The 23,574-nt window shown below is 61.8% G+C and carries 22 protein-coding genes; 14 read left to right on the top strand and 8 right to left on the bottom strand.

Translation table 11 applies throughout. From position 1 onward, the window contains the following. Positions 1–154 precede the first annotated feature (154 nt). The 6 genes from rpsB to EEB13_RS19270 all read left to right on the top strand — a co-directional run bounded on the left by rpsB (position 155) and on the right by EEB13_RS19270 (position 5,177). Entirely contained in the window at positions 155–1,018 is an 864-nt protein-coding gene (gene rpsB, locus EEB13_RS19295) for a 30S ribosomal protein S2 (protein ID WP_033236523.1), read from the top strand. 115 nt (positions 1,019–1,133) lie between these two features. Then, positions 1,134–1,961 carry a translation elongation factor Ts gene (gene tsf, locus EEB13_RS19290; protein WP_033236522.1) on the top strand — a complete coding sequence of 276 codons (828 nt, stop codon included), beginning with the start codon at positions 1,134–1,136 and terminating at the stop codon, positions 1,959–1,961. A gap of 197 nt (positions 1,962–2,158) precedes the next feature. Further along, complete coding sequence (gene pyrH, locus EEB13_RS19285) at positions 2,159–2,887, top strand: UMP kinase (protein WP_033236521.1); 729 nt, start codon at positions 2,159–2,161, stop codon at positions 2,885–2,887. Positions 2,888–2,957: 70 nt separating this feature from the next. After that, entirely contained in the window at positions 2,958–3,515 is a 558-nt protein-coding gene (frr, locus tag EEB13_RS19280) for a ribosome recycling factor (RefSeq protein WP_033236520.1), read from the top strand. Between the two features lie 49 nt (positions 3,516–3,564). Then, entirely contained in the window at positions 3,565–4,461 is an 897-nt protein-coding gene (locus EEB13_RS19275) for a phosphatidate cytidylyltransferase (protein WP_033236519.1), read from the top strand. A gap of 11 nt (positions 4,462–4,472) precedes the next feature. Further along, complete coding sequence (locus tag EEB13_RS19270; protein WP_187328586.1) at positions 4,473–5,177, top strand: class I SAM-dependent methyltransferase; 705 nt, start codon at positions 4,473–4,475, stop codon at positions 5,175–5,177. A gap of 85 nt (positions 5,178–5,262) precedes the next feature. Here the strand turns inward: EEB13_RS19270 and EEB13_RS19265 are convergent, their stop codons facing one another. Together EEB13_RS19265 and EEB13_RS19260 are read right to left on the bottom strand one after the other, a co-directional pair. Beyond that, a complete protein-coding gene (locus EEB13_RS19265; RefSeq protein ID WP_116103141.1) occupies positions 5,263–6,105 on the bottom strand; it encodes an HpcH/HpaI aldolase/citrate lyase family protein in 843 nt (280 codons plus the stop codon). Between the two features lie 95 nt (positions 6,106–6,200). Then, positions 6,201–6,611 (bottom strand): lipopolysaccharide assembly LapA domain-containing protein, encoded by a 411-nt coding sequence (locus EEB13_RS19260; RefSeq protein WP_141486067.1) that lies wholly within the window; start codon positions 6,609–6,611, stop codon positions 6,201–6,203. Between the two features lie 102 nt (positions 6,612–6,713). Here EEB13_RS19260 and rlmN point away from each other — a divergent pair, with 102 nt between their 5' ends. Continuing rightward, positions 6,714–7,823, top strand: a complete 1,110-nt coding sequence (rlmN, locus tag EEB13_RS19255) for a 23S rRNA (adenine(2503)-C(2))-methyltransferase RlmN (RefSeq protein ID WP_033236517.1) — start codon at positions 6,714–6,716, stop codon at positions 7,821–7,823. 61 nt (positions 7,824–7,884) lie between these two features. On the opposite strand, the gene EEB13_RS19250 is transcribed toward rlmN, so the two are convergent. Beyond that, positions 7,885–8,154: a DUF2631 domain-containing protein gene (locus EEB13_RS19250; protein ID WP_033236516.1), complete on the bottom strand. Its 270-nt coding sequence runs from the start codon at positions 8,152–8,154 to the stop codon at positions 7,885–7,887. A 120-nt stretch (positions 8,155–8,274) separates the two neighbouring features. On the opposite strand from EEB13_RS19250, the gene dxr reads away from it, so the two are divergent. From dxr to EEB13_RS19225, 5 genes are all read left to right on the top strand, one after another. Continuing rightward, entirely contained in the window at positions 8,275–9,432 is a 1,158-nt protein-coding gene (gene dxr, locus EEB13_RS19245; RefSeq protein ID WP_141486066.1) for a 1-deoxy-D-xylulose-5-phosphate reductoisomerase, read from the top strand. A gap of 7 nt (positions 9,433–9,439) precedes the next feature. Beyond that, complete coding sequence (locus tag EEB13_RS19240) at positions 9,440–10,660, top strand: M50 family metallopeptidase (protein WP_092808507.1); 1,221 nt, start codon at positions 9,440–9,442, stop codon at positions 10,658–10,660. Between the two features lie 89 nt (positions 10,661–10,749). Further along, positions 10,750–11,907 carry a flavodoxin-dependent (E)-4-hydroxy-3-methylbut-2-enyl-diphosphate synthase gene (gene ispG / locus EEB13_RS19235; protein WP_092808598.1) on the top strand — a complete coding sequence of 386 codons (1,158 nt, stop codon included), beginning with the start codon at positions 10,750–10,752 and terminating at the stop codon, positions 11,905–11,907. A 126-nt stretch (positions 11,908–12,033) separates the two neighbouring features. Continuing rightward, positions 12,034–12,870 carry a GNAT family N-acetyltransferase gene (locus EEB13_RS19230; protein WP_033236513.1) on the top strand — a complete coding sequence of 279 codons (837 nt, stop codon included), beginning with the start codon at positions 12,034–12,036 and terminating at the stop codon, positions 12,868–12,870. Positions 12,871–12,918: 48 nt separating this feature from the next. Beyond that, the gene (locus EEB13_RS19225) at positions 12,919–14,733 is read left to right on the top strand and encodes a penicillin-binding transpeptidase domain-containing protein (RefSeq protein ID WP_045067229.1); all 1,815 of its coding nucleotides are present in this window, start codon (positions 12,919–12,921) and stop codon (positions 14,731–14,733) included. A gap of 3 nt (positions 14,734–14,736) precedes the next feature. Here EEB13_RS19225 and EEB13_RS19220 read toward each other — a convergent pair whose 3' ends face one another. After that, positions 14,737–16,134 (bottom strand): APC family permease, encoded by a 1,398-nt coding sequence (locus EEB13_RS19220; protein WP_045067932.1) that lies wholly within the window; start codon positions 16,132–16,134, stop codon positions 14,737–14,739. Between the two features lie 68 nt (positions 16,135–16,202). After that, positions 16,203–17,015: a LuxR C-terminal-related transcriptional regulator gene (locus EEB13_RS19215; RefSeq protein ID WP_045067230.1), complete on the bottom strand. Its 813-nt coding sequence runs from the start codon at positions 17,013–17,015 to the stop codon at positions 16,203–16,205. Between the two features lie 176 nt (positions 17,016–17,191). Here EEB13_RS19215 and EEB13_RS19210 point away from each other — a divergent pair, with 176 nt between their 5' ends. Beyond that, on the top strand, positions 17,192–18,814 hold the full coding sequence (locus tag EEB13_RS19210; protein ID WP_092808597.1) for an AMP-binding protein: 1,623 nt from the start codon (positions 17,192–17,194) through the stop codon (positions 18,812–18,814). Positions 18,815–18,870: 56 nt separating this feature from the next. Here the strand turns inward: EEB13_RS19210 and EEB13_RS19205 are convergent, their stop codons facing one another. The 3 genes from EEB13_RS19205 to EEB13_RS19195 all read right to left on the bottom strand — a co-directional run bounded on the left by EEB13_RS19205 (position 18,871) and on the right by EEB13_RS19195 (position 22,479). After that, positions 18,871–19,998 carry a TIGR03364 family FAD-dependent oxidoreductase gene (locus EEB13_RS19205; protein WP_141486065.1) on the bottom strand — a complete coding sequence of 376 codons (1,128 nt, stop codon included), beginning with the start codon at positions 19,996–19,998 and terminating at the stop codon, positions 18,871–18,873. Between the two features lie 77 nt (positions 19,999–20,075). Continuing rightward, the gene (locus tag EEB13_RS19200) at positions 20,076–21,644 is read right to left on the bottom strand and encodes a PAS domain-containing protein (RefSeq protein WP_080711844.1); all 1,569 of its coding nucleotides are present in this window, start codon (positions 21,642–21,644) and stop codon (positions 20,076–20,078) included. 130 nt (positions 21,645–21,774) lie between these two features. Further along, positions 21,775–22,479, bottom strand: coding sequence for a response regulator (locus tag EEB13_RS19195; RefSeq protein WP_141486064.1), 705 nt, complete (start codon positions 22,477–22,479; stop codon positions 21,775–21,777). Between the two features lie 419 nt (positions 22,480–22,898). On the opposite strand from EEB13_RS19195, the gene EEB13_RS19190 reads away from it, so the two are divergent. Further along, entirely contained in the window at positions 22,899–23,552 is a 654-nt protein-coding gene (locus tag EEB13_RS19190; protein ID WP_095885994.1) for a DUF6875 domain-containing protein, read from the top strand. Positions 23,553–23,574 lie beyond the last annotated feature (22 nt).

Raw genomic sequence — 23,574 nt, 5'->3', positions numbered from 1 at the left:
TGTGTTCGCACAGTCCGACTTCGCGCGCCCGCGCACGTTTTTTCGGCCTTCGGCTGGTCCTGTATTTCCGGATACGGGTCCGACGGCCGTGTGGGCGCCAGGGCGCAGTGCCACCGGCACCGCGCAGCAACCGAATGTGAAAGAGAGAACAACAATGCCTGTTGTAACTATGCGACAGATGCTTGACAGCGGTACCCACTTCGGGCACCAGACCCGTCGTTGGAACCCGAAGATGAAGCGTTTCATCTTGACCGACCGCAACGGCATCTACATCATCGACCTCCAGCAGACGCTGACGTACATCGACAAGGCGTACGAGTTCGTCAAGGAGACCGTTGCCCACGGCGGCACCGTCCTCTTCGTCGGCACCAAGAAGCAGGCGCAGGAATCCATCGCTTCTGAGGCAACCCGCGTCGGGATGCCTTACGTCAACCAGCGCTGGCTCGGCGGCATGCTCACCAACTTCACCACCGTCCACAAGCGTCTCATCCGCCTCAAGGAGCTCGAGGCAATGGAGCAGACCGGTGGATTCGAAGGTCGCACCAAGAAGGAAATCCTCATGCTCACGCGTGAGATGACCAAGCTGGATCGCACCCTCGGTGGTATCCGCGACATGGCCAAGGTTCCTTCCGCTGTGTGGGTTGTCGACACCAACAAGGAGCACCTGGCAGTTGCCGAGGCTCGCAAGCTGAACATCCCGGTCATCGCGATCCTGGACACCAACTGCGATCCTGACCTCGTCGACTACCCGATCCCGGGCAACGACGACGCGATTCGCTCCGCAGCGCTGCTCACCAAGGTTGTCGCTTCCGCTGTGGCCGAAGGCCTGCAGGCGCGTGCCGGACTGAGCGCCGACAAGGACGCGAAGCCCGAGACCGGCGCTGGCGAGCCCCTCGCAGAGTGGGAGCAGGAACTGCTTTCACAGGCAGCTCCGGCCGCAGAAGCAGCTCCGGCTGCTGAAGCCCCCGCTGCAGAGGCTGAAGCCCCCGCCGCAGAGGCACCGGCCACCGAGGCCTGATTCGTCGAAACCGGCCCTGACCAGAGTTCCTGTGGTCAGGGCCGTTTCACCGTTAGGCCCGTGCTTCATATTTAGTCCCTGGTCCGAAACAGACATATGAGGAGGCTCGCTAACCATGGCGAACTACACCGCCGCTGACGTCAAGCGGCTCCGTGAGCTCACCGGCTCCGGAATGATGGCGTGCAAGAACGCACTCGTAGAATCCGATGGCGATTTCGACAAGGCTGTCGAGCAGTTGCGCATCAAGGGTGCAAAGGATGTCGGAAAGCGCGCAGAGCGCACCACGGCTGAGGGTCTCGTTGTCGCCAAGGACGGCGTCATGATCGAGATCAACTGCGAGACCGACTTCGTTGCCAAGAACGAAGAGTTCATCAAGCTGGCCGACGAGATCGTGACCGTCGCCGCTGCAGGTAAGCCTGCTGACCTCGCGGCCCTCAAGGCACTCGAGCTCGACGGCAAGACCATCGAGACCGTCATCGCCGAGCAGTCCGCGAAGATCGGCGAGAAGCTCGAACTGAGCCGCGTCGCAACATTCGACGGCCCCGTTGCCGTGTACCTGCACAAGCGCAGCTCCGACTTGCCGCCCGCTGTCGGCGTTCTCGTCGAGTACACCGGTGAAGGCGACGCTGCTGCTGAGGCTGCTCGCGGCGCTGCAATGCAGGTCGCAGCACTCAAGGCCAAGTACGTCACGCGTGACGAGGTTCCCGAGGAGATCGTCGCTTCCGAGCGTCACATCGCCGAGGAGACCGCCCGCGCAGAAGGCAAGCCCGAGCAGGCTCTGCCGAAGATCATCGAAGGCCGCGTCAACGGTTTCTTCAAGGACGTCGTACTGACCGAGCAGTCTTCGGTTACGGATTCCAAGAAGACCGTCAAGGCGATCCTCGACGAGAACGGCGTGACCATCAAGCGCTTCGTGCGTTTCGAGGTCGGCGCCTCCGCTTAATCCGGAGCCCGTGCACATGGACCCCGCCAGAAGAGCAATGCTCATCCGGCGGGGTCTACGTGTACCTGGGGCCTCCGATGAGGCAGGATAAGAGTGCCTTCGGGAGCAGTCCCGGAAGATTGTTGTGTCGCCGGATCAAGTCGGCGATCGAATAAGGACTTATGGCCTACGGGTCTTGTATCGAACTGAGGAGAACAATGTCCGAACCAGCCAACGAACGTCCAGGATTCAAGCGGGTCCTGCTCAAACTCGGCGGCGAAATGTTCGGAGGCGGCAAGGTCGGACTCGACCCCGACGTGGTCACGAAGGTGGCTGAACAAATCGCGGAGGTCGTTCGATCAGGCGTGCAGGTAGCTGTGGTCATCGGCGGCGGTAACTTCTTCCGCGGCGCCGAACTGCAGCAGCGCGGACTCGACCGCGCGCGTTCCGATTACATGGGCATGCTCGGCACGGTCATGAACTGCCTGGCTCTGCAGGATTTCCTGGAGAAGGAAGGCGTCGACACCCGAGTGCAGACCGCGATCACGATGGGACAGGTTGCCGAGCCGTACCTGCCCCTGCGCGCACGCAGGCACCTCGAGAAGGGCCGCGTTGTCATCTTCGGTGCGGGTATGGGAATGCCGTATTTCTCCACCGACACCACCGCCGCGCAGCGCGCTCTGGAAATCGGTGCCGAGGTTGTTCTGATGGCAAAGGGCGTCGACGGCGTTTTCACCGCGGACCCGCGTCTCGATCCGACGGCAACGATGTACGACCAGATCACGCACCGCGAGGTCATCGAGCGGGAACTCAAGGTTGCCGACGCCACTGCGTTCAGCCTGTGCATGGACAACTCGATGCCGATCATGGTGTTCAACCTTCTTACCGAGGGCAATATCGCACGTGCGGTGTCCGGTGAGAAGATCGGAACACTGGTCAAGTCGTGAGCGACTCCCACGATCCGCTCGAAAATTCGACAGTGAACGACATGAATCAGAACGACATGGAGGAACAGCCGTGATTGATGAAGCGCTCTTCGAAGCCGAAGAAAAGATGGAAAAGGCTGTCGCGGTAGCCAAGGACGATCTCGGCTCGGTACGCACCGGCCGCGCTAACCCGGGCATGTTCTCTCGTATCGTGATCGACTACTACGGTTCGATCACTCCGATCACGCAGCTCGCGAGCATCAACGTTCCCGAGGCGCGCATGGTGATCGTGAAGCCGTACGAGTCTTCACAGCTGAACGCCATCGAGACGGCCATCCGCAACTCGGATCTCGGCGTCAACCCGTCCAACGACGGCAGCATCATTCGCATTTCGGTTCCGCAGCTCACGGAAGAGCGTCGTCGCGAGCTCGTGAAGCAGGCCAAGTCGAAGGGTGAGGATTCCAAGGTCACGCTCCGCAACATTCGTCGCAAGGCGATGGACGAGCTCAGCCGGATCCAGAAGGACGGCGATGCAGGCGAGGACGAAGTCGGCCGCGCAGAGAAGGAACTCGACAAGACCACGGCCAAGTACGTGCACACTGTCGAGGAACTGGTCAAGCACAAGGAATCGGAGTTGATGGAGGTCTAGACCTCCTCGCTTTCGTGTTTGTCGGTCGGTAGCAGATCAGGGAGTTTGGGTGCACGCACAAGAGGGAACCGCCGGCGGTCCCGTCACGGACGGGCCGACGGGGGGCGCTGTTGGCGCGCAGCCGCCGAAGTCGAAGGCGGGCAGGAATCTTCCCGCCGCCATCGGCGTCGGAGTTGGTCTCGGCGCATTGGTCATCGGGACACTGATCTTCCTGCCGCCGGGCTGGATTGCCGTCGTGGCGATTGCGATGTTCATCGCGACGTGGGAAGTTGCGACACGGCTTCGGGAAGCGGACATCGAAGTTCCACGGATCCCGTTGCTTGTCGGCGGTCAGGCAACGATCTGGCTCGGCTGGCCATGGGGCCCGGTTGGCGTGATCGGCGCTTTCACCGCCACGGTTCTGGTGTGCATGGTGTGGCGCCTTTTCGATCACGGACTCAAAGCCACTCCGAAGAACTTCCTGCGGGACACGTCGATCACGGTGTTCGTGTTGGCGTGGATCCCGCTCTTGGCGTCGTTCGGCGCTCTGATGGTTCTCGAAGACGACGGACCCGGTCGCGTGTTCGTCCTCATGATCGGCGTCGTGTGTTCCGACGTCGGTGGCTACGCCGCAGGCGTTCTGTTCGGGAAGCACCCCATGGTCCCGGCGGTCAGCCCGAAGAAATCCTGGGAGGGTTTCGCGGGGTCGATGATCTTCTGCGTAATCGGCAGCCTGCTGTCGGTGACGCTGATTCTCGACGCCAATTCGATGATCGGTGTCCTGCTCGGCGTTGTTCTGGTCATCGTCGCCACGGTCGGTGACCTCATCGAGTCACAGGTCAAACGCGAACTCGGAATCAAGGACATGGGCACGCTCCTGCCCGGTCACGGCGGCATCATGGACCGTCTGGACTCGCTGTTACCGTCCGCATTCGTGACCTGGTTGATCCTGTACGCACTCGTGTGATCGAACGCAGCGTGACACCGATTCCCAGTCCGAACATCTGGCATTGGCCCGACGTGTACGAGGTGGAGAATCGTGCGCAGGACGTCGACGGCGCAATCTGGACGGCGATGCGTGCGGCTGTGGACTGGGCGGATCGTGACGTCGTGGACGTCGGCTGTGGGGCCGGTTTTCATCTGCCAGAGTTCGCGCGCACTGCGCGCCGGGTGGTCGGGGTCGAGCCGCACACGCCTTTGGTGCGATTGGCGCAGGATCGAACTCGCGACGACGCGAAGATCGACGTCGTTGCCGGGTCTGCCGAGTCGACCGGTCTGGCGGATTCGTCCGTCGATGTCGTTCATGCGCGCACGGCGTACTTCTTCGGGAAGGGCTGTGGCCGGGGCATGGCCGAGGCGATGCGAATCCTCAGGCCCGGGGGCGCATTGGTGATTGTCGATCTCGATGTCAGCGCGTCGCCGTACGGCGACTGGATGCGGGCCGATCTGCCCAAGTACGACGCGGCCGCGGTAGAAGCATTCTTCGAGGCTCAGGGATTTTCACTGAGCCGGGCTGACACCCGATGGGAGTTTCGTAATCGAGACGATATGCGCAAGGTTCTCGGGATCGAATTCACCGAGAAAACTGCAGCGCGAGCGTTCTCGACGGTGTCGGGTTTGTCGTTCCCGGTGCGCTATCGCGTGCACGTCCGATTCAAGCCGCGATCGTTGGAATTGCTGTGAATCTCTTCAGAAAGTCGCACGTCAGGCGCTCTTCTCGAGCCTGAGCGCCTGACGCATTCTGCACCGATTCAGAACTATGCCGAAATTAGTTCTGAGTCGGGATGTGGAAGAGGGTTGCCAGGGCGTGAATCTTCTTTGCCTTGGCCAGTCGCGGCAGGTCACTGCCATCACGTACGCGTGAGCCGTCCTCACCGAGATCGTCGATGACGTCCTGGGCCCAGGCGGCGTCGGCAACGGAGGGGCTCAAACCTGTGTTGACGGGTTCTGTTTGTGCCGGCGTCATGCAGAGCTTGCCTGCCATTCCGAGTGACAGCGTGATCGCACAATCGCGCGACAGCAGATCAAGGTCGGTACCCAACGTCGGGCCGTCGATGGGAGCGGCGATCCGGGCGGCACGGCTCGCGATGGTGAGCCGTGAGCGGGGATAGGACATGGATGTGGGGGAGTCGTCCATCCCGGTGTCGCGGCGGAAGTCGCCACTACCGAATGCCAGTCGGAACGTGCCCTCGGTTCGAGCGATTTCCGGTGCTGCCTCCAGTCCGACTGCCGATTCGACGAGAGCAAGAATCTTCGTGCCCTCTGGGAGGCGTTCGGCGGTGGCGTCTACCTGCTGACCGCTTTCGGTCTTCGCGAGCATGACGCCTTCGAGTCCGGGAAGGCCGGACAGTGCTGCGAGGTCCTCTTCCCAGAACGGTGTGGTGGCGTCGTTGATGCGCACCCAGGCGCGGGCATGCCCGCTCAGGAACGCGACGACGTCTTCTCGGGCCTTCGGCTTGTGTGCCGGGGCGACCGCGTCCTCGACATCGAGAATCACGGCATCTGCAGCGCTGTTCAGCGCGGCGGTGAAGGTGTCCGGTTTGGACGCGGGGACGAGTAGCCAGGATCGCGCTTGTTCAGGTGCGATCCGCATGGTCACAGGTCTCTCCATGTGAGTGGTCACAGCAGGTCCTTTCCGGTGATTTGTACGACACCAATGATGCCTGGCAGACCACCGATCGACCCAATTGCGTAACTAGATTTCAGTCACAGCTGACGCTTGGCCGCGCGGCGAATCTGAACAATCCGGACACCGCCGGCAAGGGCCATGATGAGGGCGCCGGCAATCGCCGCCAGCAGGATGGTGATCCCGAGTGGGAAATCCAGTTGCCACGCCAGGATTTTGACCGACACGTTCTCGAGATTCTGCAGGATGAAGACAAGTAGCAGGATCAGCACAATTGCACCGATGACCAGGCCAACCCACGTTGTTGCCGCGCGAGTTCGGTCGGTGACGGCAGTTCCGGTGGGAGTCGGCGTGGGTTCTACTGGCGGCGCCGGTTCGTGTTTCTCCACGGCCGCCGCGTCATCGGCGGCGGGGAGTTGTGGGTCGGATCCGAACCCGTCGGCGGGTCCGTACACGGGTGCGTTCGAGGGATCCTCTGGTGTGCTCGACATGAGTTGATCATCACGCAAGAAGCACGAACATGCACGGGTTCTCGGCGCTCAATCGGGCCGAAGTAGGGGTGAACGCCAAATCAATGGGAGAATGGTGTAACTATGGCTGCCTCTCTTCCCCTCGTTTTCAATGCACCCAAGCGCGGAATGCCTCCTCGGCACCTCGCTGACCTCGACTCCGACGAGCGCAAAGAGGCGGTCAAGGAGCTCGGGTTACCGGCATTCCGGGCCGATCAGATCGCCCGCCAGTACTACGCCCGCCTCGAAGCTGATCCCGAGAAGATGACGGATCTGCCCGCAGCGGTGCGCGAAAAGGTGGGGGACTCGCTCTTCCCGAGGTTGCTGACACCCGTCAAGCATCTCGCGTGCGATGCCGGCGATACTCGCAAGACGCTATGGAAGGCGCACGACGGCACGCTTCTCGAGAGCGTCCTCATGCGGTACCCGGATCGCGCGACGCTGTGCATCTCCAGCCAAGCCGGCTGCGGAATGGCCTGCCCGTTCTGCGCCACCGGTCAGGGCGGCCTCGATCGCAACCTGTCGACGGCGGAAATCGTCGACCAGGTTCGCGACGCTGCTGCTGCCATGCGCGACGGTGAAATTGCGGGCGGACCCGGCCGTCTCTCCAATGTCGTCTTCATGGGCATGGGTGAACCGCTGGCCAACTACAAGCGTGTTGTCGCGGCCGTGCGTCGCATCACGTCACCGGCGCCGGACGGACTCGGACTGTCTCAGCGATCCGTCACCGTGTCGACGGTCGGCCTGGCCCCGGCAATCCGCAAACTCGCCGACGAAGGCCTGAGCGTCACGCTGGCGGTGTCCTTGCACACTCCTGACGACGAACTGCGCGACACCTTGGTGCCGGTCAACAACCGGTGGTCGGTGGCTGAGGTTCTGCAGGCTGCGCGGTACTACGCAGATCAGACCGGCCGCCGTGTGTCGATCGAATACGCGATGATCAAGAACGTCAATGATCAGCCGTGGCGCGCGGACATGCTCGGCAAGAAACTCAAGAAGGCACTCGGAGGACTGGTTCACGTCAACCTGATTCCGCTGAACCCGACTCCGGGAAGTGAATGGGACGCGAGCCCGAAGGACGTCGAGCGGGAGTTTGTTCGCCGCGTCATCGCGCAGGGTGTGTCCTGCACGGTCCGCGACACCCGCGGCCAGGAAATCGCTGCCGCCTGTGGTCAGTTGGCTGCTGAAAACTGAAGTACCGCAACAAAAAACCTCCACGAACTCGAAGTTCGTGGAGGTTTTTTGTCTGCGTTGGTTATCGCGGGTGGCGACGGACGATCACGTCACGGATCAAGACGATCGCCATCAAAGCGGCGGTACCGATCAGCCACAGGTCTTCGACCTTGCCACTGTGATTGCCGATGATCATCAGGAGCAGGAATGCCGTGAAGAACCATCCGGCGATACGGAAAGTCTTGAGGCTTTCACCACTCCACCCCCATGCGGCAGAGGGAACCTCGGCCTCATCGACATGTGAGACCACGACGGGGGCGCTGGACTTGACGTCCAACTGGGTATCGGCCACGGTCGATCCTCCTGCTCAATAGGTTGCACTACTGCTCAATATGGTGACATACGACCGACCGTCGTACGTAGTGGGGCGTCGATAAGGTTGTTCTCAGGTGTTATCGGCAACAATGGATGCGTGCAGGAAACCACACCCACCCGCGTCCTTCTCCTCGGCAGCACCGGTTCCATCGGTACACAGGCCTTGGAAGTCATCGCAGCCAACCCCGAACGGTTCGAGGTGGTCGGCTTGGCTGCGGGTGGCAACAACGTCGAGTTGTTGTCCGAGCAGATCAGGGCGACTGGTGTTACCGAGGTTGCGGTGGCGAACCCGGACGCCGCCGCCGCGCTCGACGGCGTAACTGCTCGATCGGGGCCGTCGGCCGCGGCGGAACTGGTTCGCGCCAGTGGAGCCGACGTTGTCCTCAACGCGTTGGTGGGATCACTAGGTCTGGAACCGACGCTGGCCGCTTTGGAGTCTGGCGCGCGACTGGCGCTGGCCAACAAAGAATCGCTGGTTGCCGGCGGCGCATTGGTGACCAAGGCCGCCGCACCCGGTCAGATCGTTCCGGTGGACTCCGAACATTCGGCACTGGCACAGTGCCTTCGCGGTGGCACAGCAGACGAGGTGTCTCGCCTGATTCTCACCGCATCCGGTGGTCCGTTCCGTGGATGGAGTGCCGATGCTCTTGAACCCGTGACACCCGAGCAGGCCGGTGCCCATCCCACGTGGTCGATGGGCCCGATGAACACACTCAACTCGGCGACGTTGGTGAACAAGGGGCTCGAATTGATCGAGACCAACCTTCTGTTCGGGATCGACTACGACCGCATCGACGTCACTGTCCATCCGCAGTCGATCGTGCACTCGATGGTCACGTTCTTCGACGGCTCCACCTTGGCGCAGGCCAGCCCGCCGGACATGAAACTCCCCATTGCGCTTGCACTGGGGTGGCCCGATCGGATTTCCGGTGCGGCATCGGCGTGCGATTTCACGAAGGCATCCACGTGGGAGTTCGAACCCCTCGACGAGACGGTCTTTCCCGCAGTCGCGTTGGCTCGTAGCGCGGGCAAGGCGGGCGGCTGTTTCACCGCGATCTACAACGCCGCCAACGAAGTTGCCGCGCAGGCATTTCTCGACGGCGTCATCACGTTCCCCACAATCGTCCGGACAGTGTCGGCAGTTCTCGACGACGCGTCGGAGTGGTCCGCAGAACCGACTACCGTAGACGACGTTCTGGCCGCAGACGGCTGGGCACGCACACGCGCGCGTCAGCTCGTGAAGCAGGAGGGCTAGAGCTTCCATGGTTTTTGCATTGGGCGTCATCCTGTTCGCCCTCGGAATCGGCGTGTCCATCGCCCTGCACGAAGCCGGCCACATGTGGACGGCAAAGGCGCTGGGCATGAAGGTCCGCCGCTACTACATCGGCTTCGGTCCCAAGATCTTCTCCTTCCGTCGGGGTGAGACGGAGTACGGCCTCAAGGCCTTGCCGCTCGGCGGTTTCTGCGACATCGCCGGAATGACGGCGCTCGACGAGATGACGCCAGAAGAAGAGCCGCACGCCATGTACAAGAAAGCGGCGTGGAAGCGCGTCGTTGTCATGTCCGGCGGTATCGCGATGAACTTCATTCTCGGACTGTTGCTGATCTACGGTTTGCTCCTCGGCTGGGGCACGCAATCCACGGATCCTGCTCCGGCTGTTGTCGAGAAGCTCTCGTGTGTCGCGCCGACGCAGTACGGCCAGGACCAGAATTGGGCGTTGGCGCCGTGCGAGGGAACCGGCCCTGCCGAAGCTGCCGGACTTGCCCCTGGTGATCGCATAACCGCGGTCGACGGAACACCGGTCGAGACGTTCAAGGAAGTGTCAACCGCAATCCGGGATACCTCCGGCACGGTGGATCTCACCGTCGAACGTGACGGCCAGATACTTCAGATTCCGGTTGCCGTGACCTCTGCCGAACGTTATGTCACGGGCGCAGGTAAGACGACGCCTGAGCTCACCAAGGTCGGGGCCGTCGGGATTGTCGGCGTCGAGCAGGCACGGGAGAGCTACAACGTGCTCACGGCTGTTCCGGCGGCCTTCGACTACACCGGCACGATCATGGTCGAGTCGGTGAAGGCGTTGGCAGATATTCCGTCCAAGGTCGGTGCGCTGTGGGAGTCGGTCACCGGTGGTGAGCGGGCGCAGGACACACCGATCAGTGTCGTGGGAGCGAGCGTGATCGGTGGTGAAGCTGCGGACCGCGCTGAGTGGCCGACATTTGTCCTGCTGCTCGCCTCGATCAACTTCTTCCTCGGCGTTTTCAACATCCTCCCGTTGCTGCCACTCGACGGTGGACACATCGCGGTGGTTTTCTACGAGAAGATTCGCGACTGGTTCCGTGCTCGGCGCGGACTTATTGCCGGGGGACCGGTCGACTACACCAAGCTTCTCCCGATCACTTACGTCTTCATCGTGATCGGTGGCGCGTTCATGTTGCTGACACTCACAGCTGACATCGTCAATCCGATCAAGATTTTCTAAGGCTGTGTGATCAGCGCAATCGTTTCGAGGCGCTCGCACAACCACGGCCCGGCTAAACTTGCAGTGAAGCTATGAAAGTAGGCACAGACGTGACCACCCCCATCGGTTTGGGAATGCCCTCCGCACCCGCAGCGATTCTCGCTCCGCGACGCAAGACCCGTCAGTTGAAGGTCGGCAACGTGGGTGTGGGTAGCGATTTCCCCATCTCGGTGCAGTCGATGTGCACCACGAAGACGCACGACATCAATGCGACGCTGCAGCAGATCGCCGAACTGACCGCTTCCGGTTGTGACATCGTGCGCGTTGCCTGTCCACGCCAGGAAGACGCGGACGCTCTGGCGACCATCGCGAAGAAGAGTCAGATTCCGGTCATCGCGGATATTCATTTCCAGCCGCGCTACATCTTTGCCGCCATCGACGCCGGATGCGCCGCCGTCCGCGTCAACCCCGGCAACATCAAGGAATTCGACGGCCGTGTCAAAGAGGTAGCCAAGGCTGCCGGTGACGCGGGAATCCCGATTCGTATCGGCGTCAACGCAGGCTCGTTGGATCCTCGATTGATGGCGAAGTACGGCAAGGCCACTCCGGAAGCACTCGTCGAATCCGCGCTGTGGGAAGCCGGACTGTTCGAGGAACACGGTTTCGGTGACATCAAGATCTCCGTCAAGCACAACGACCCCGTTGTGATGGTCGAGGCTTACCGTCAACTCGCTGCAAAATGCGACTACCCGCTGCATCTCGGAGTTACGGAAGCCGGTCCGGCATTCCAGGGCACCATCAAGTCCGCAGTGGCGTTCGGCGCTTTGCTGGCAGAAGGTATCGGCGACACCATTCGTGTGTCACTGTCCGCGCCGCCGGCTGAGGAAATCAAGGTCGGCAACCAGATCCTTCAGTCCTTGAACCTGCGTCCGCGCAAGCTCGAAATCGTGTCGTGCCCGTCCTGCGGACGTGCACAGGTCGACGTCTACACGTTGGCCGATCAGGTGTCTGCTGGTCTCGAAGGCATGGAGATCCCGTTGCGCGTGGCCGTGATGGGCTGCGTTGTCAACGGACCAGGAGAAGCCCGCGAAGCCGATCTCGGAGTGGCGTCCGGCAATGGCAAGGGCCAGATTTTCGTGAAGGGTGAGGTCATCAAAACGGTGCCCGAAGCCATGATCGTCGAGACTCTCATCGAGGAGGCTATGAAGATCGCGGAAGCCATGGAAGGTGAATCTCCCGACGGCGCACCGGTTGTCACGGTGAGCTGATGAACCTGTCGACACTGTGAGTTGAGCAATAGCCGGATGAAACCTTCCCGCAAGTTCCCGGTTCGTGGCAATCTGGGTGCACAAGTCTGCACGGCGCGGGCGCACTGAGAGCGGAGGGGTCAATCAATGCTGAAACTCCTCGGAGCCAAGCCGGTCGGGGGCCGCGATCTCGACGACGTTCGTCGTGTCCTCGACGCCGACCCCATTGCGTCGTGCATGATCGCTTCACGCGTCGAGGAATGCGGCGTTGATCCTCGCATGATCCACGGCGAACTGTGGAGCCGCGGCGGCCCGTCGTCGTCGTTGTGTTTTGCCGGCGCCAATCTTGTGCCTCTTCGCGGAGACATCGACAGCATCCGTGCGTTCGCGGATCGGGCGTGCCGGATTCCGCGAATGTGTTCGTCGGTGGTCGGCCGGGCCGAATTGGCCTTGCCGCTGTGGGAGATGCTCGAGTTGGATTGGGGGAGCGCGCGGGAGGTGCGGGCCGAACAACCTTTGCTCGCGGTGTCCGAACCCCTTTCATGTTTGTCCGATCCGTTGGTCCGGCAGGTCCGGCCCGACGAACTCGACATCTATCTACCCGCTGCCGTCGCCATGTTCATCGAAGAAGTGGGCATCGATCCCCGGACGAACGACGGCGGACGTGGATACCGCCATCGTGTCGCGAGCTTGATCGCGTCTGGCCGAGCGTGGGCAAGGATCGACGACGGCCAGGTTGTCTTCAAGGCCGAGGTGGGTTCCGTGTCGTCACGGTGCGGTCAGATCCAAGGGGTGTGGGTCAATCCCGAATTCCGTGGTCGTGGATACGGAGTGACGGGGACGGCCGCAGTCGCCGAATCGATCATGGCAACCGGCAGGGTCGCGAGTCTGTACGTCAACAGCTTCAACACGGTGGCACGGTCCACGTACGCGCGGGTCGGGTTCCGGCAGGTCGCAACATTTGCGACCGTTCTCCTCGATTGAGTCGTGCCTCCGCTGCGTCGAGTTTGTGTCGACTTAGTATGGGGTCCGATGAACACTCGGACTTTCACGCGTAGCCGCTCCGCCCAAATCCTGGCGTCCTGCACTGCTGTTTTGCTGGCGGTGGGGGTTAGCTCATGCACTCCGAAGCCGGCGGGGCCGGAACCTGTGGCTCAGCAGTTCTTGAGTGCGTTTGCAGACCGGGATATCGAGGAAGCAGCGGGGTTGACGGATCGACCTGACGCGGCCGGGGCTGTGCTGAGCGATACGTGGGACGAGTTGCAGGCCGAGTCGATGACGGCGGAGACCACCAAGGTCAAGATCGACGGCGATACCGCGACGGTCGGCTACACCTACGTCTGGCACCTCCCGAAGGAGCGTGTCTGGACGTACGACGGTGAAATGCAGATGGGCCGCAAGGACGGAGGCTGGTCCGTCCGTTGGAGTTCCACCGACGTCCACCCGAAACTCGGTGACAAGCAGACCATGTCGTTGCGGTCGAAACCGGCGCCCCGGGCTCGCGTCAACGAGCATTCGGGAACCGATGTTCTGGTTCCGGGAATCGTGTACCGGGTCAAGTTCGATCGCTCGAAGAGTTCCGACGTCGTCGGTGCGGCAAACGCCTTGGCCGCGACCTTGGCTCAGTTCGATTCCACGCTGTCGGGCCAGTCGATCGCAGAGTCGTCGACGGCTGTGAAGGGTGACTACCTGGTCACTCGTTTGCGTAGTGATGACTACGAGCGGGTAGCGGCGCAGTTGGCCGGGATTTCCGGGGTGAGCGTCTCCGATGAATCGGATCTGGTGTCCACCGATCCGGAGTTTGCACCGGACCTGCTCGGGCAGATCAAGAAGACGATCATCGACGAGGTGGACGGCAAGGCCGGGTGGAGTGTCGTCACGGTCAACCAGAACGGCGTCGATACCGATATCTTGACGGAGACTGCGCCGCAACCGGTTCCGTCGTTCACTATCAGTCTCGACCGCAATATTCAGATCGCCGCGCAACGTGCCGTCAATGTGAATGCGGATCAGGCGATGATGGTGGTGATCGAGGCTTCCACCGGCGCGATCCTGGCGGTAGCCCAGAACAAGGCGGCGGACCGCGACGGTCCGGTCGCGACGACGGGCCTGTACCCGCCCGGTTCCACGTTCAAGATCGTGACCGCGGGTGCCGCAATTTCCGGTGGGCAAGCGAGCCCGGAGACGATGGTACCGTGCCCCGGTCGCATCGAGATCGGTCAGCGAAGTGTCCCGAACTACAACGAGTTCTCACTCGGGACGGTACCGATGGCAACGGCGTTCGCCCGTTCGTGCAACACAAGTTTCGCGAAACTGGCCAGTGAGATGGAACCCGATGCATTGACCACTGCGGCAGCGCAGTTCGGTATCGGCCCCGATTACAACATCGTGGGATTGCCGACCGATTCCGGTTCGGTCCCGCCCGCGCCGGATCTGGTGCAGCGCACCGAGGACGGCTTTGGGCAGGGCTTGGTGGTCGTGAGTCCGTTCGGTATGGCATTGGCTGCAGCGACGGTGGCCCACGGGTCCACTCCGGTGCCGCAACTGATTTCGGGTCGGGAAACCGTCATCGACGGTGACCGCACGCCCATCAGTCCGGAGATGGTCGACGGTTTGCGCGGCATGATGCGCTTGGTGGTTACCAGTGGTACGGCTGAGCGCGTCGAGGATCAGGGTGAGGTGTACGGCAAGACCGGTGAGGCCGAGGTCGATGGCGGCTCGCATGCATGGTTCGTCGGGTATCGGGGTGACTTGGCTTTTGCGACTTTGGTTGTGCGCGGCGGAAGTTCGGACAATGCTGTCGGCGTAACGCGGGACATGTTCGCAGCTCTCCCGGAAGGTTACTGACCTTCAGCGTTCTGCGAGATGCTCCGGGTCGATTTCGGGGCCGCCTCGCCCGGATCGCTTGTTCACGGCGTAGGTGACGAGCCAGAGAACTGCTCCGATCCCGAGGAGAATCCCGGCGATCTGATATTGCACGACGGGACGGTCGGCGATAGGCGTGACCAGAAGGCCTGAGGTGATGGCGCCGAGGATCGGAAAGATTGTCGGAACCCGGAAGTGCTTGTGTTCCACGGGATGTCTGCGTAGCACCAGAACTGCGATGTTGACGATGGTGAAGACGCACAGCAGCAGTAGTGCGGTGGTTCCGCCTAGTTCCGGAACCTCGCCGACAAAGGTGATCAACCCGAATGCGACAAGCGTCGTGAAGATGATGGCGACATAGGGTGTGCGCCTGGTGCGGTGGACTTTGCCGAACGCCGACGGAAGTATGCCTTCGCGACTGATTCCGTACAGGAGTCGCGATGCCATCAGCATGTTGATCAGTGCCGTGTTTGCCACGGCGAACATCGTGATGAACGCGAAGATACCAATGGGGAATCCGGGTGCCCCGGCCTGGACCACTTTGAGGAGTGGGGTGTCACCTTCGCCGAGCTCGCTCGGGCTTACCAAGGCAATTGCGGTGATGGAGACCAATATGTAGATGATTCCGGTGATCACCAGCCCGGTGAGGAGAACCTTCGGGAAGATCCGGGTCGGTTCTTTGCATTCTTCGGCCATGTTCACCGAGTCCTCGAAACCGACCATCGCAAAGAACGCGAGCGCGGTGCCGGCGATCACCGCGGAGAGGGTGCTGCGATCGCCGGTGTCGAATGTGGTGACTCGCGCGAAATCGCCGTCGCCGACGCCGAGTGCCCACAGACCGATCATGATGATGATCAACAGTCCGGACAATTCGATGCAGGTCAGCACTACGTTTGTCTTGACGCTTTCGCTGACACCGCGGAAGTTGACGATCGCCACTACCGCCATGAAGGCGATACCCAACAGCGTGATACCTATTCCGGTGGTGAAGTCGAGGTCGAATGCCTCGACAAAATTGGCTGCGAATGCCCGCGATGCGGTGGACGCGGATGTGATCCCGGAGCACATGACGGCAAAGGCAACCATGTACGTCAGGAAGTGGATGCCGAATGCTTTGTGTGTATACAGTGCTGCGCCTGCGGCTTTGGGATACTTGGTCACCAGTTCGAGGTAGCTGAACGCGGTGATCATCGCGATCACGAACGCGACGAGGAACGGTACCCAGACTGCGCCGCCTACCTGATTGGCGACCTTTCCGGTGAGTGCGTAGATACCAGTGCCCAGGATGTCTCCGACGATGAACAGGAGAAGCAGGCCGGGGCCCATGACGCGTTTGAGGCTCGGTTGTTCCGAGGATTGCCTGTTGTCCATGGTTTCCGACATCAGCGTCACCCTTCGTTGCGAGCGCTCTCGGCCATCCAGCCGTACATGCTCCTGGGCTGCGCCCAGTTTTACGGCAGTATGCCCAATCGTCGTGCCGTCACTACTGCTTCGTGGCGCGAGCTTGCGTCGAGCTTGCCCATTGCGCTTCTCAGGTAGCTCTTGACGGTTTCCGCGCTGACTGAGAGACGCTGTGCTGCTTCGATGTTGGTACATCCAAGGGCGACCTGTGAGAGGACGTCGATTTCGCGTGGCGTCAGGGTCACGGCCGAGGCCATGTCGCGGTCAGCGGGGCTGAGGATCGATGCGAGACGTTGCGAGAGTCCGCGGAGTTTGATCTGCAGATCGGTATCCGTGACGCTGTTTGCGACACTGCGCAGTTCGGCGTGCACGTCGCGGATCTCTTCGGTGGACATGCCGTCGCTGCTTGCGGCGGACGCGGCTTGCAGGAGCTGGAGGCGGCGGTCGACTTCGTCGCGGATCGCGAATTCCATCCCCAGTCGACGGGAGGCGGACACCATGACGTCGCCGGCGCGGTCGCCGAGTGGGGCGCTCTCACGGATTGCGGCATACAGCACAGCCCGAGATTTGCCGGCAACCATGACCGGAACGGCAATGATGGAGTGCAATCCCTCGCTCAGCACCGGTCGATCGAAGTGATGAGTGATGGATTGGGAGTTGCCGTAGTCGTGAACCAGGATCGGTGCTCGCTGCGCGACGGCGCGGCCACCCATGCCGGAGCGCGGCGGGATGGCGAGGCCCTTGAGGTTGTTGGTGCGCGTGCCGACAAATTCGGTGAGGTGCAGGGTCTCGTCCTGTACTTCACCGCCGAACAGCACGGGAACAACGCCCTGAGCGGCGATCGAACGGAGTTCGCTCCGCATGGCGTCCCCGTCTCGGGGGCGTAGAAGTGACGATGAACTTCGGGTCACGCCGCACCCCTTTCCGGGGGTAGTGAAGTTTCCTTGTGAGCTTGATCATAAGTGGTGGACACTGCGTATGACGAGTCGGTGATCAAACCCGCCGACCCACAATACGACCATGAAAAAGGAGCATGTTGATGAGCACCGATCCCACGGCGCGGGTGCGTGAGCTTTTGGATCAGTACGACACCCCCGAGGCCAGCGCCGCAGAACTGCTCTGCGACCGGCACCCCGCGGACGGCGTTGCCTTCACCGTTGTCGAGGCAGACCTTAGCTCAGTGGACCTCACGTACGGGTACCTACGTGAGCAGTCCGCCCGGTTTGCCGCGGCACTGTCGGACCTCGGAGTCGAACCGGGTGACCACGTCGCGACGCTCATGGGCAAGTCCGCCGATCTGGTGGTCGCGCTGCTCGGTATCTGGCGCCGCGGCGCAGTTCACGTGCCGTTGTTCACCGCGTTTGCCGCTCCGGCAATTGCGTTCCGCTTGACTGCCAGCGGCGCGAAGGTCGTCATTTCCGACGCGAATCAGCTGGAGAAGTTGGCACCGGGTGAAGACATTCCCGCCGACGCCCCGTGGCGGATCATCGTTGCGGGTGGCGCTGTCGGCGACGAGTTGGACTTCGGCACCCTGGTCGCGGCGCAGGACGCCGAGGATCCGAAGGGCGCTGCTCAGGCTGTCGGCGGCAACGGCCCGATGGTGCAGTTGTTCACGAGTGGCACCACGGGAACGCCCAAGGGCGTGCCGGTTCCGGTGCGTGCGCTGGCGTCGTTCCACGCGTATCAGGAGTTCGGTCTCGACGTCCGCGGCGACGACGTGTTCTGGAACGCCGCTGATCCGGGCTGGGCGTACGGCCTGTACTACGCGTTGCTCGGACCGTTGGCCGCAGGCACTCGAAGCCTGCTACTGCACGCCGGTTTCTCCGCGCCGTTGACGTGGCAGATCATCGAGAAGTTCGGTGTCACCAATTTTGCCGCAGCACCGACGGTGTACCGCAGCCTGCGTGCTGACAAGACACCTGTCCCCGCCGGTATCTCCCTACGGCGCGCGTCGTCCGCAGGTGAGCCGCTGACGCCGGATGTTGTTGCGTGGTCCAAGGATTCGCTGGGCGTCGAGGTTCGGGATCACTACGGACAGACGGAGCACGGCATGTTCATCGTCAACGCGTGGGCCGACGGTCTGCGTGAGGACGTACGCCCCGGTTCGATGGGTCTGCCATTGCCGGGCTGGTCCACCGCTGTGCTTGAAGACAATTCCGACGACATTGCTCCGGCCGGGACACCGGGCCGGGTGGCGATCGATACCCACAACAGTCCACTCATGTGGTTCACCGGGTACGTCGACGCACCGGAGAAGACGAAGCAGCGCTTCACCGAAGACGGACGCTGGTACATCACGGGCGACGCGGGCATGACGGACGAGGACGGTTTCTACTTCTTCTCCTCGCGTGACGACGACGTCATCATCATGGCGGGCTACCGCATCGGCCCCTTCGACGTGGAAAGCGTGCTGGTCATGCACGAGCACGTCATCGAGGCTGCGGTTGTGGGTATGCCGGACGAGTTGCGCGGTGAAGTTCTCGAGGCGTTTGTCGTTCTGCGCGAAGGCGTCGATGGCGACGACGATTTGGAGAAGGAACTGCAGACCCTGGTGAAGAAGAAGTTTGCCGCTCACGCCTACCCGCGTACGGTGCACTTCGTTCCGAGCCTGCCCAAGACTCCGAGTGGCAAGGTTCAGCGGTACATCTTGCGTAAGGGGTAATCCCACTGTGCGCCTTTGTTAACCGCGGGCGGTTGACAAAGGCGCACAGCAGGTTTTCAGAGTCCGAGTTGATCGGCAGTTTGTTCGGCCAGGGCAGGGCCGAGCGTCATTCCGCGCCCACCGGGACCGGCAACCACCCAGATGTTGTCGGCAGCTTGCGCGCGGTGAACCAGTTGTGTGGGATCGAGGCATTGGCTGTACACGCCGGCCCAACGCTTGACGATCGGTGGAAGATCGCGTCCGAGAAGGGTTTCCACGACGCCGGACAGGTGACGATACGGCTCCTCGTCCACGTCGAAGTTGAAGGGCTCCTCGTACTCGTGGGTGTCGCCGATCGTGAGCCCGCCGTGCAGGCGCTGGACGCACAGGAGTTGCATGCGGTGCTGTTCGGCAGTCGGCTCTTGAGGCTGGACTTTGTGGAGGGTATCCAGTGCGGGGCCCGCAAAGCCGGGGTAGTACCGGAAGCTGTCACCGTCGGCAATTGCGGTGGTGAGCTTTTCGCCGAGCGGCGCTGTCTGCATCATCTGCAGGCGCACTCGGCGAAGGGGAAGATCTCCGGCCAGGTCGCGGGCCAACCCGCCCAATGTGGCTCCGGGGCAGACGATTACCAGGTCTGCGTCGTAGCTGCGTCCGTGGTCGTCGCGAATGTGAACGCCGGATTCGGTGGTGGTGATCTCGCGGGCTTCCGTGCCGGCGTGGAATGTGTACCTTCCGGTGGCGCCGAGGTAGCCGCGGATTGCCGGGAGCGTTTGGCGCGATTCAACGGCTGCGTCGAGAGTGCAGTGCAAGCCGCCGAGGAACTTGCCTTGGAGTGCGGGGTTGATGACGCGAACTGCGTCGGCGTCGAGAAGTGAAAAGCCGCGGTGCTCGGCATCTTCTCGCCCAAACGCTTCCTCGGCTACCGCAACTTCCTCCTCCGTGCGCATCAGCGTGATGGAGCCGGCCGCGCGGTATCCGATTCCCGGGACGCGTACGGCTAGATCGGCCCATAGTTCTCGCGATCTGAGAGTGGCTTCGAGTTCGTGAGGCGCTCGCCCGGATACCCAGACCAATCCGAAGTTTCGTACCGTTGCACCACGGGCCTCGGGTTCACGTTCGAGATGGATGACGTCGTGTCCGCGGCGGATGGCCTCGTCGGCGTGCGTCGTTCCGAGTATCCCGCCACCGACAATCAAAATTTGCATGAAGCGATCATGACCTTTGGTCTAGACCAGCAAGGATCATCGAAACGAACAACAGGTTAACGATTGGTATAGACCAGTCACGGGGCGTCCATCGGTATGTCGGCAAGAAGTGCGGTACCGCTGCCGGCTCGAGAAATGATTTCCAACTGGCCGCCGAGGGCCTCGACGCGATCCCTGATTCCGGTCAGTCCGGACCCTTTGGCGGGGTCGGCACCTCCGGACCCGTCGTCGCGGACCGAGAGCTCGAGGTGCGTGCCGGTCGTTCTGGCTTGCAGGTGCACCCCCGACGCGCGGGCATGTTTAGCTGCGTTTGTCAGGGCTTCCGCTGCGACGTAGTACGCCGCTACTTCCGTGGATTCCGGCACTCGCGGGTCGAGGTGCAGATCCAGATCGACGGGAATCGCGGAGCGGCGGGCAAGGGCTTTCAGTGCTGGGCCGAGACCTCCCTTGGACCGGATTGCGGGATAGATTCCGCGTGAGATTTCTCGGAGATCGGCGGAGACATCGTTGAGTCCTGCCACGATGTCGGATATCTGTTCCTTGAGCGCGGCCGGTTCGGTATCCGCCGACGCTTCGGCGGACCGGAGCGCGAGCCCAAGCGAGACGAGGCGCTGTTGTGCACCGTCGTGCAGATCGCGTTCAAGTCTGTGCCGTGCGTCGTCGGCGGCGGCGACGATCCGGGCGCGCGACGCGGTCAGTTGTGTGTGGGCTTGAGCGTTGGCGATTGCGGTTGCCAATAGATCAGTGAAGTCGCCGACGCGCGCTTCGGTGTCTGGCGGCAGGGGATCGGGGCCGGTTGACCCGACCACCGCCGAGCCCCACAGGTTGCCGTCGACGACGATCGGGACGCCGACCTCCGAGTTCTGCGCCGAGTCGATCCGGGCGCAGTGGCCGGAGCGGAAGACTCGTGCCGCAATACTTTCGCCGTCGACGGGGTGGGGTGCACCGTGCGCAGACCCACCGACCGGTTCTGTGTTGGAGGCAACCAACATGGACATACCGTCAGGACTGAAGCAATACAGACCGGTCGATCGATTGCCCAGTATTCGGGTCAATTCCGCTGCGACGGAAGCGCATACGTCCGACGGGGAAGTGCCGTGCGCAATCAGGGTCGCAACGCGTCGGAGTGCGGCCTGTTGCTCTGCCAGTGCCCTGAGCTCCGCATGGCTCGCTTCGATCATCTGTTGGGCCACGCGGCGCTCCGTCACGTCGCGGCCGGCCGCATAGAGCGAATCGCGCGCCGGGACGGTGTTCCATTCGATCCATCGCGCGGAGCCGTCCTTGCAGACGAGTCGGGATTCGAATTGTGCAATTGGAAGACCTCGGGCCAGATCGTCGAGAGCCTCGATGGTTCGTGCTCTGTCGGCAGGATGGACAAGATCCAGGAAGGGTCGCTTCAACATTTCCTGTGACGTGTACCCGAGTGCCTTCTCGAACGCCGGGTTCACTCGCTTGCAGAAACCGTCGATGCCGCCGATGCAGAGCAGATCGGACGAAAGATCGAAGAACTTCTCGAGATCGTCGACGCCGACCGCGGATGCGTGATGGCTCGATTTGCGATCACGAGTCGAGCGCAACAACTCCGTCAGGCGGCCCAACAATCCGACCGTCTTACCCGGGGCGATTCTCGTCCGAAAAATATCCATGAGTAACCCGTTGCGACAAAAATTGCCGCGGCCATACCGCCCAGCGCTGACGAGGCATCGGTTTCCTGCTTCAGTCTACGGCGACGGCAGGTGACTAAGCCATCGCGCGTGCGCTTGGAGACTCGAGCAGTCAGCATGCTTGGAGGTAGGTGACAACGGCGAGTACTCGGCGGTGGTTTTCACCGGTCTCGGTGAGTTCCAGTTTGGTGAGAATGCTGCGGACGTGTTTCTCGACGGTGCCCGGTGTGACACACAGCCTGTGGGCGATACCCACGTTCGAACGTCCTTCAGCCATCAATGCCAGCACTTCTCGTTCGCGCGTGCTGAGGGCGGCAAGTGGGTCGTTGCGTCGGCGAGCCGTCACCAACTCCCGAACCAAGGCGGGGTCGATTACTGCCGCACCCTTGGCGATTCGCTGGAGGGTCTCGACAAAATCGTCCACGTCGGTGATGCGGCTCTTGAGCAGGTAACCAATCCCTTGACCGCTTGCGAGCAACTCCATTGCCTGCTCGACGTCGGCGTGCGCCGACAGGACCAGAATGCCGGTTTCCGGGAGTTCGTCGCGGATCACCTTGGCCGCGTCGAGTCCTTCGGTCGTATGAGTCGGTGGCATTCGGATGTCGACCACCACAAGATCCGGCGACATTTCCCGGACCGAATCCAGCAATTGCTCCGCGTCGCCGGCCTGACCCACAACGTCGACGCCCGAGCGGGTGAGCAGGCTTGCGAGACCTTCGCGGAGTAGGACATCGTCCTCGGCCAGCACCACCCGGACTGCGCTGCGGCCGTTGCTGTCTCTATCTCGATGTGGTGCAACGAAATTGAAATCTGTCATCGTCGGCTCCGAGACTCCCGGTCCATGACTGGGTGTTCACCCAAACGTCGCCGGGCCGATCAACTTCGAGCCTACCGAGTTGTGGTCTGCAGGTATATGCGCGGCTGGCGATGTTGCCCAGTGCGGTTCGGTGATGGCATTGAAGGTAGCGGGAAAGGCCCCGGTGGGGGCAGTCGGTAGCGCAGATGGGCGTCAGCGGTGACGACATCGGTACGTGTGCCGACGATTCTGGGAGTCAGAAGTAATTTCGGGAGGCAACATGACCACATTGCAAGGAGCACCTGTGCCGTCAGCGCAGTACCGACAGGCGTGACGGTCGTGGTCGGAAGATTGGTCTCTCGTGATCGCGACGTTCTTCCTCAGGAGGCACAGTTTCGTTATCGACAAGCGGAGCCTCGCCAGTGATAAGGATTGCGACAATGACGAATCGAATGGCGTATCAACGGATTGTAGGTACCAGATCGCACATAGAATTCCTCAATATCTTGGACGAGGAAGAATTCGATAGTCCGGATCGGACTATGGGAATTCTTCGAAACTGGGCCCGCCAGTATCTCACTGAGCCACACCAGGATTTGGGGCGAGCAGGTCCAGTGTGCCCATTTACCGGTCCATCGCTGGAACGGCGCCTTTTCTGGGCAGGAATCGTCCAAGGTGACAACATAGATTTTTCCTTGATGACAAAGATCGCGCAGGACATGGCCGACATATTTCCGGAGCTGAGTCCCAGTGACGGGAAAGATGCAATATTCAAGGCGATTCTGGCGATATTTCCGGATCTGACTGATTTCTCGATCATTGATGCGGTTCAGTCGTATGGAAAGTCGACCTTCATCAACAAAGGTCTGATGCTGGGACAGTTCTATCCAGGGTGTACCAGGCCCGGTTTATGGAACGACGACTTCAAACCACTGGATGCACCGCTTCCGATGCTGGCAGTGAGGCACATGGTCAGCACGGACTACCCGTTCCTGACCGAACGTTCCGAATGGATGGCTGCGTATTTGAAGCGGTTTGCGCCGACTGTCCCGCCGCCTGCCCGCGCCTACATCGTCTCGAAACTGGAGTCTTAGCACGACGCGCTGGAGTTCGAAC

Origin of the sequence: Rhodococcus sp. WS3, from assembly GCF_003797085.1 — a bacterium.
Lineage (GTDB): Bacteria > Actinomycetota > Actinomycetes > Mycobacteriales > Mycobacteriaceae > Rhodococcus_F > Rhodococcus_F globerula.
Note: the sequence above shows the minus strand (reverse complement) of the source record. Positions and strands in the feature narration are given on the sequence as shown.

Coding starts and splice junctions, on each gene's coding strand:
- EEB13_RS19195 (WP_141486064.1), bottom strand. CDS start 22,479: ATGACAGATTTCAATTTCGTTGCACCACATCGAGATAGAGACAGCAAC.
- EEB13_RS19205 (WP_141486065.1), bottom strand. CDS start 19,998: ATGCAAATTTTGATTGTCGGTGGCGGGATACTCGGAACGACGCACGCC.
- EEB13_RS19190 (WP_095885994.1), top strand. CDS start 22,899: ATGACGAATCGAATGGCGTATCAACGGATTGTAGGTACCAGATCGCAC.
- EEB13_RS19240 (WP_092808507.1), top strand. CDS start 9,440: ATGGTTTTTGCATTGGGCGTCATCCTGTTCGCCCTCGGAATCGGCGTG.
- EEB13_RS19265 (WP_116103141.1), bottom strand. CDS start 6,105: ATGGAGAGACCTGTGACCATGCGGATCGCACCTGAACAAGCGCGATCC.
- tsf (WP_033236522.1), top strand. CDS start 1,134: ATGGCGAACTACACCGCCGCTGACGTCAAGCGGCTCCGTGAGCTCACC.
- EEB13_RS19200 (WP_080711844.1), bottom strand. CDS start 21,644: ATGGATATTTTTCGGACGAGAATCGCCCCGGGTAAGACGGTCGGATTG.
- pyrH (WP_033236521.1), top strand. CDS start 2,159: ATGTCCGAACCAGCCAACGAACGTCCAGGATTCAAGCGGGTCCTGCTC.
- EEB13_RS19230 (WP_033236513.1), top strand. CDS start 12,034: ATGCTGAAACTCCTCGGAGCCAAGCCGGTCGGGGGCCGCGATCTCGAC.
- EEB13_RS19260 (WP_141486067.1), bottom strand. CDS start 6,611: ATGTCGAGCACACCAGAGGATCCCTCGAACGCACCCGTGTACGGACCC.
- EEB13_RS19220 (WP_045067932.1), bottom strand. CDS start 16,134: ATGTCGGAAACCATGGACAACAGGCAATCCTCGGAACAACCGAGCCTC.
- rlmN (WP_033236517.1), top strand. CDS start 6,714: ATGGCTGCCTCTCTTCCCCTCGTTTTCAATGCACCCAAGCGCGGAATG.
- rpsB (WP_033236523.1), top strand. CDS start 155: ATGCCTGTTGTAACTATGCGACAGATGCTTGACAGCGGTACCCACTTC.
- EEB13_RS19225 (WP_045067229.1), top strand. CDS start 12,919: ATGAACACTCGGACTTTCACGCGTAGCCGCTCCGCCCAAATCCTGGCG.
- EEB13_RS19215 (WP_045067230.1), bottom strand. CDS start 17,015: ATGCGGAGCGAACTCCGTTCGATCGCCGCTCAGGGCGTTGTTCCCGTG.
- EEB13_RS19210 (WP_092808597.1), top strand. CDS start 17,192: ATGAGCACCGATCCCACGGCGCGGGTGCGTGAGCTTTTGGATCAGTAC.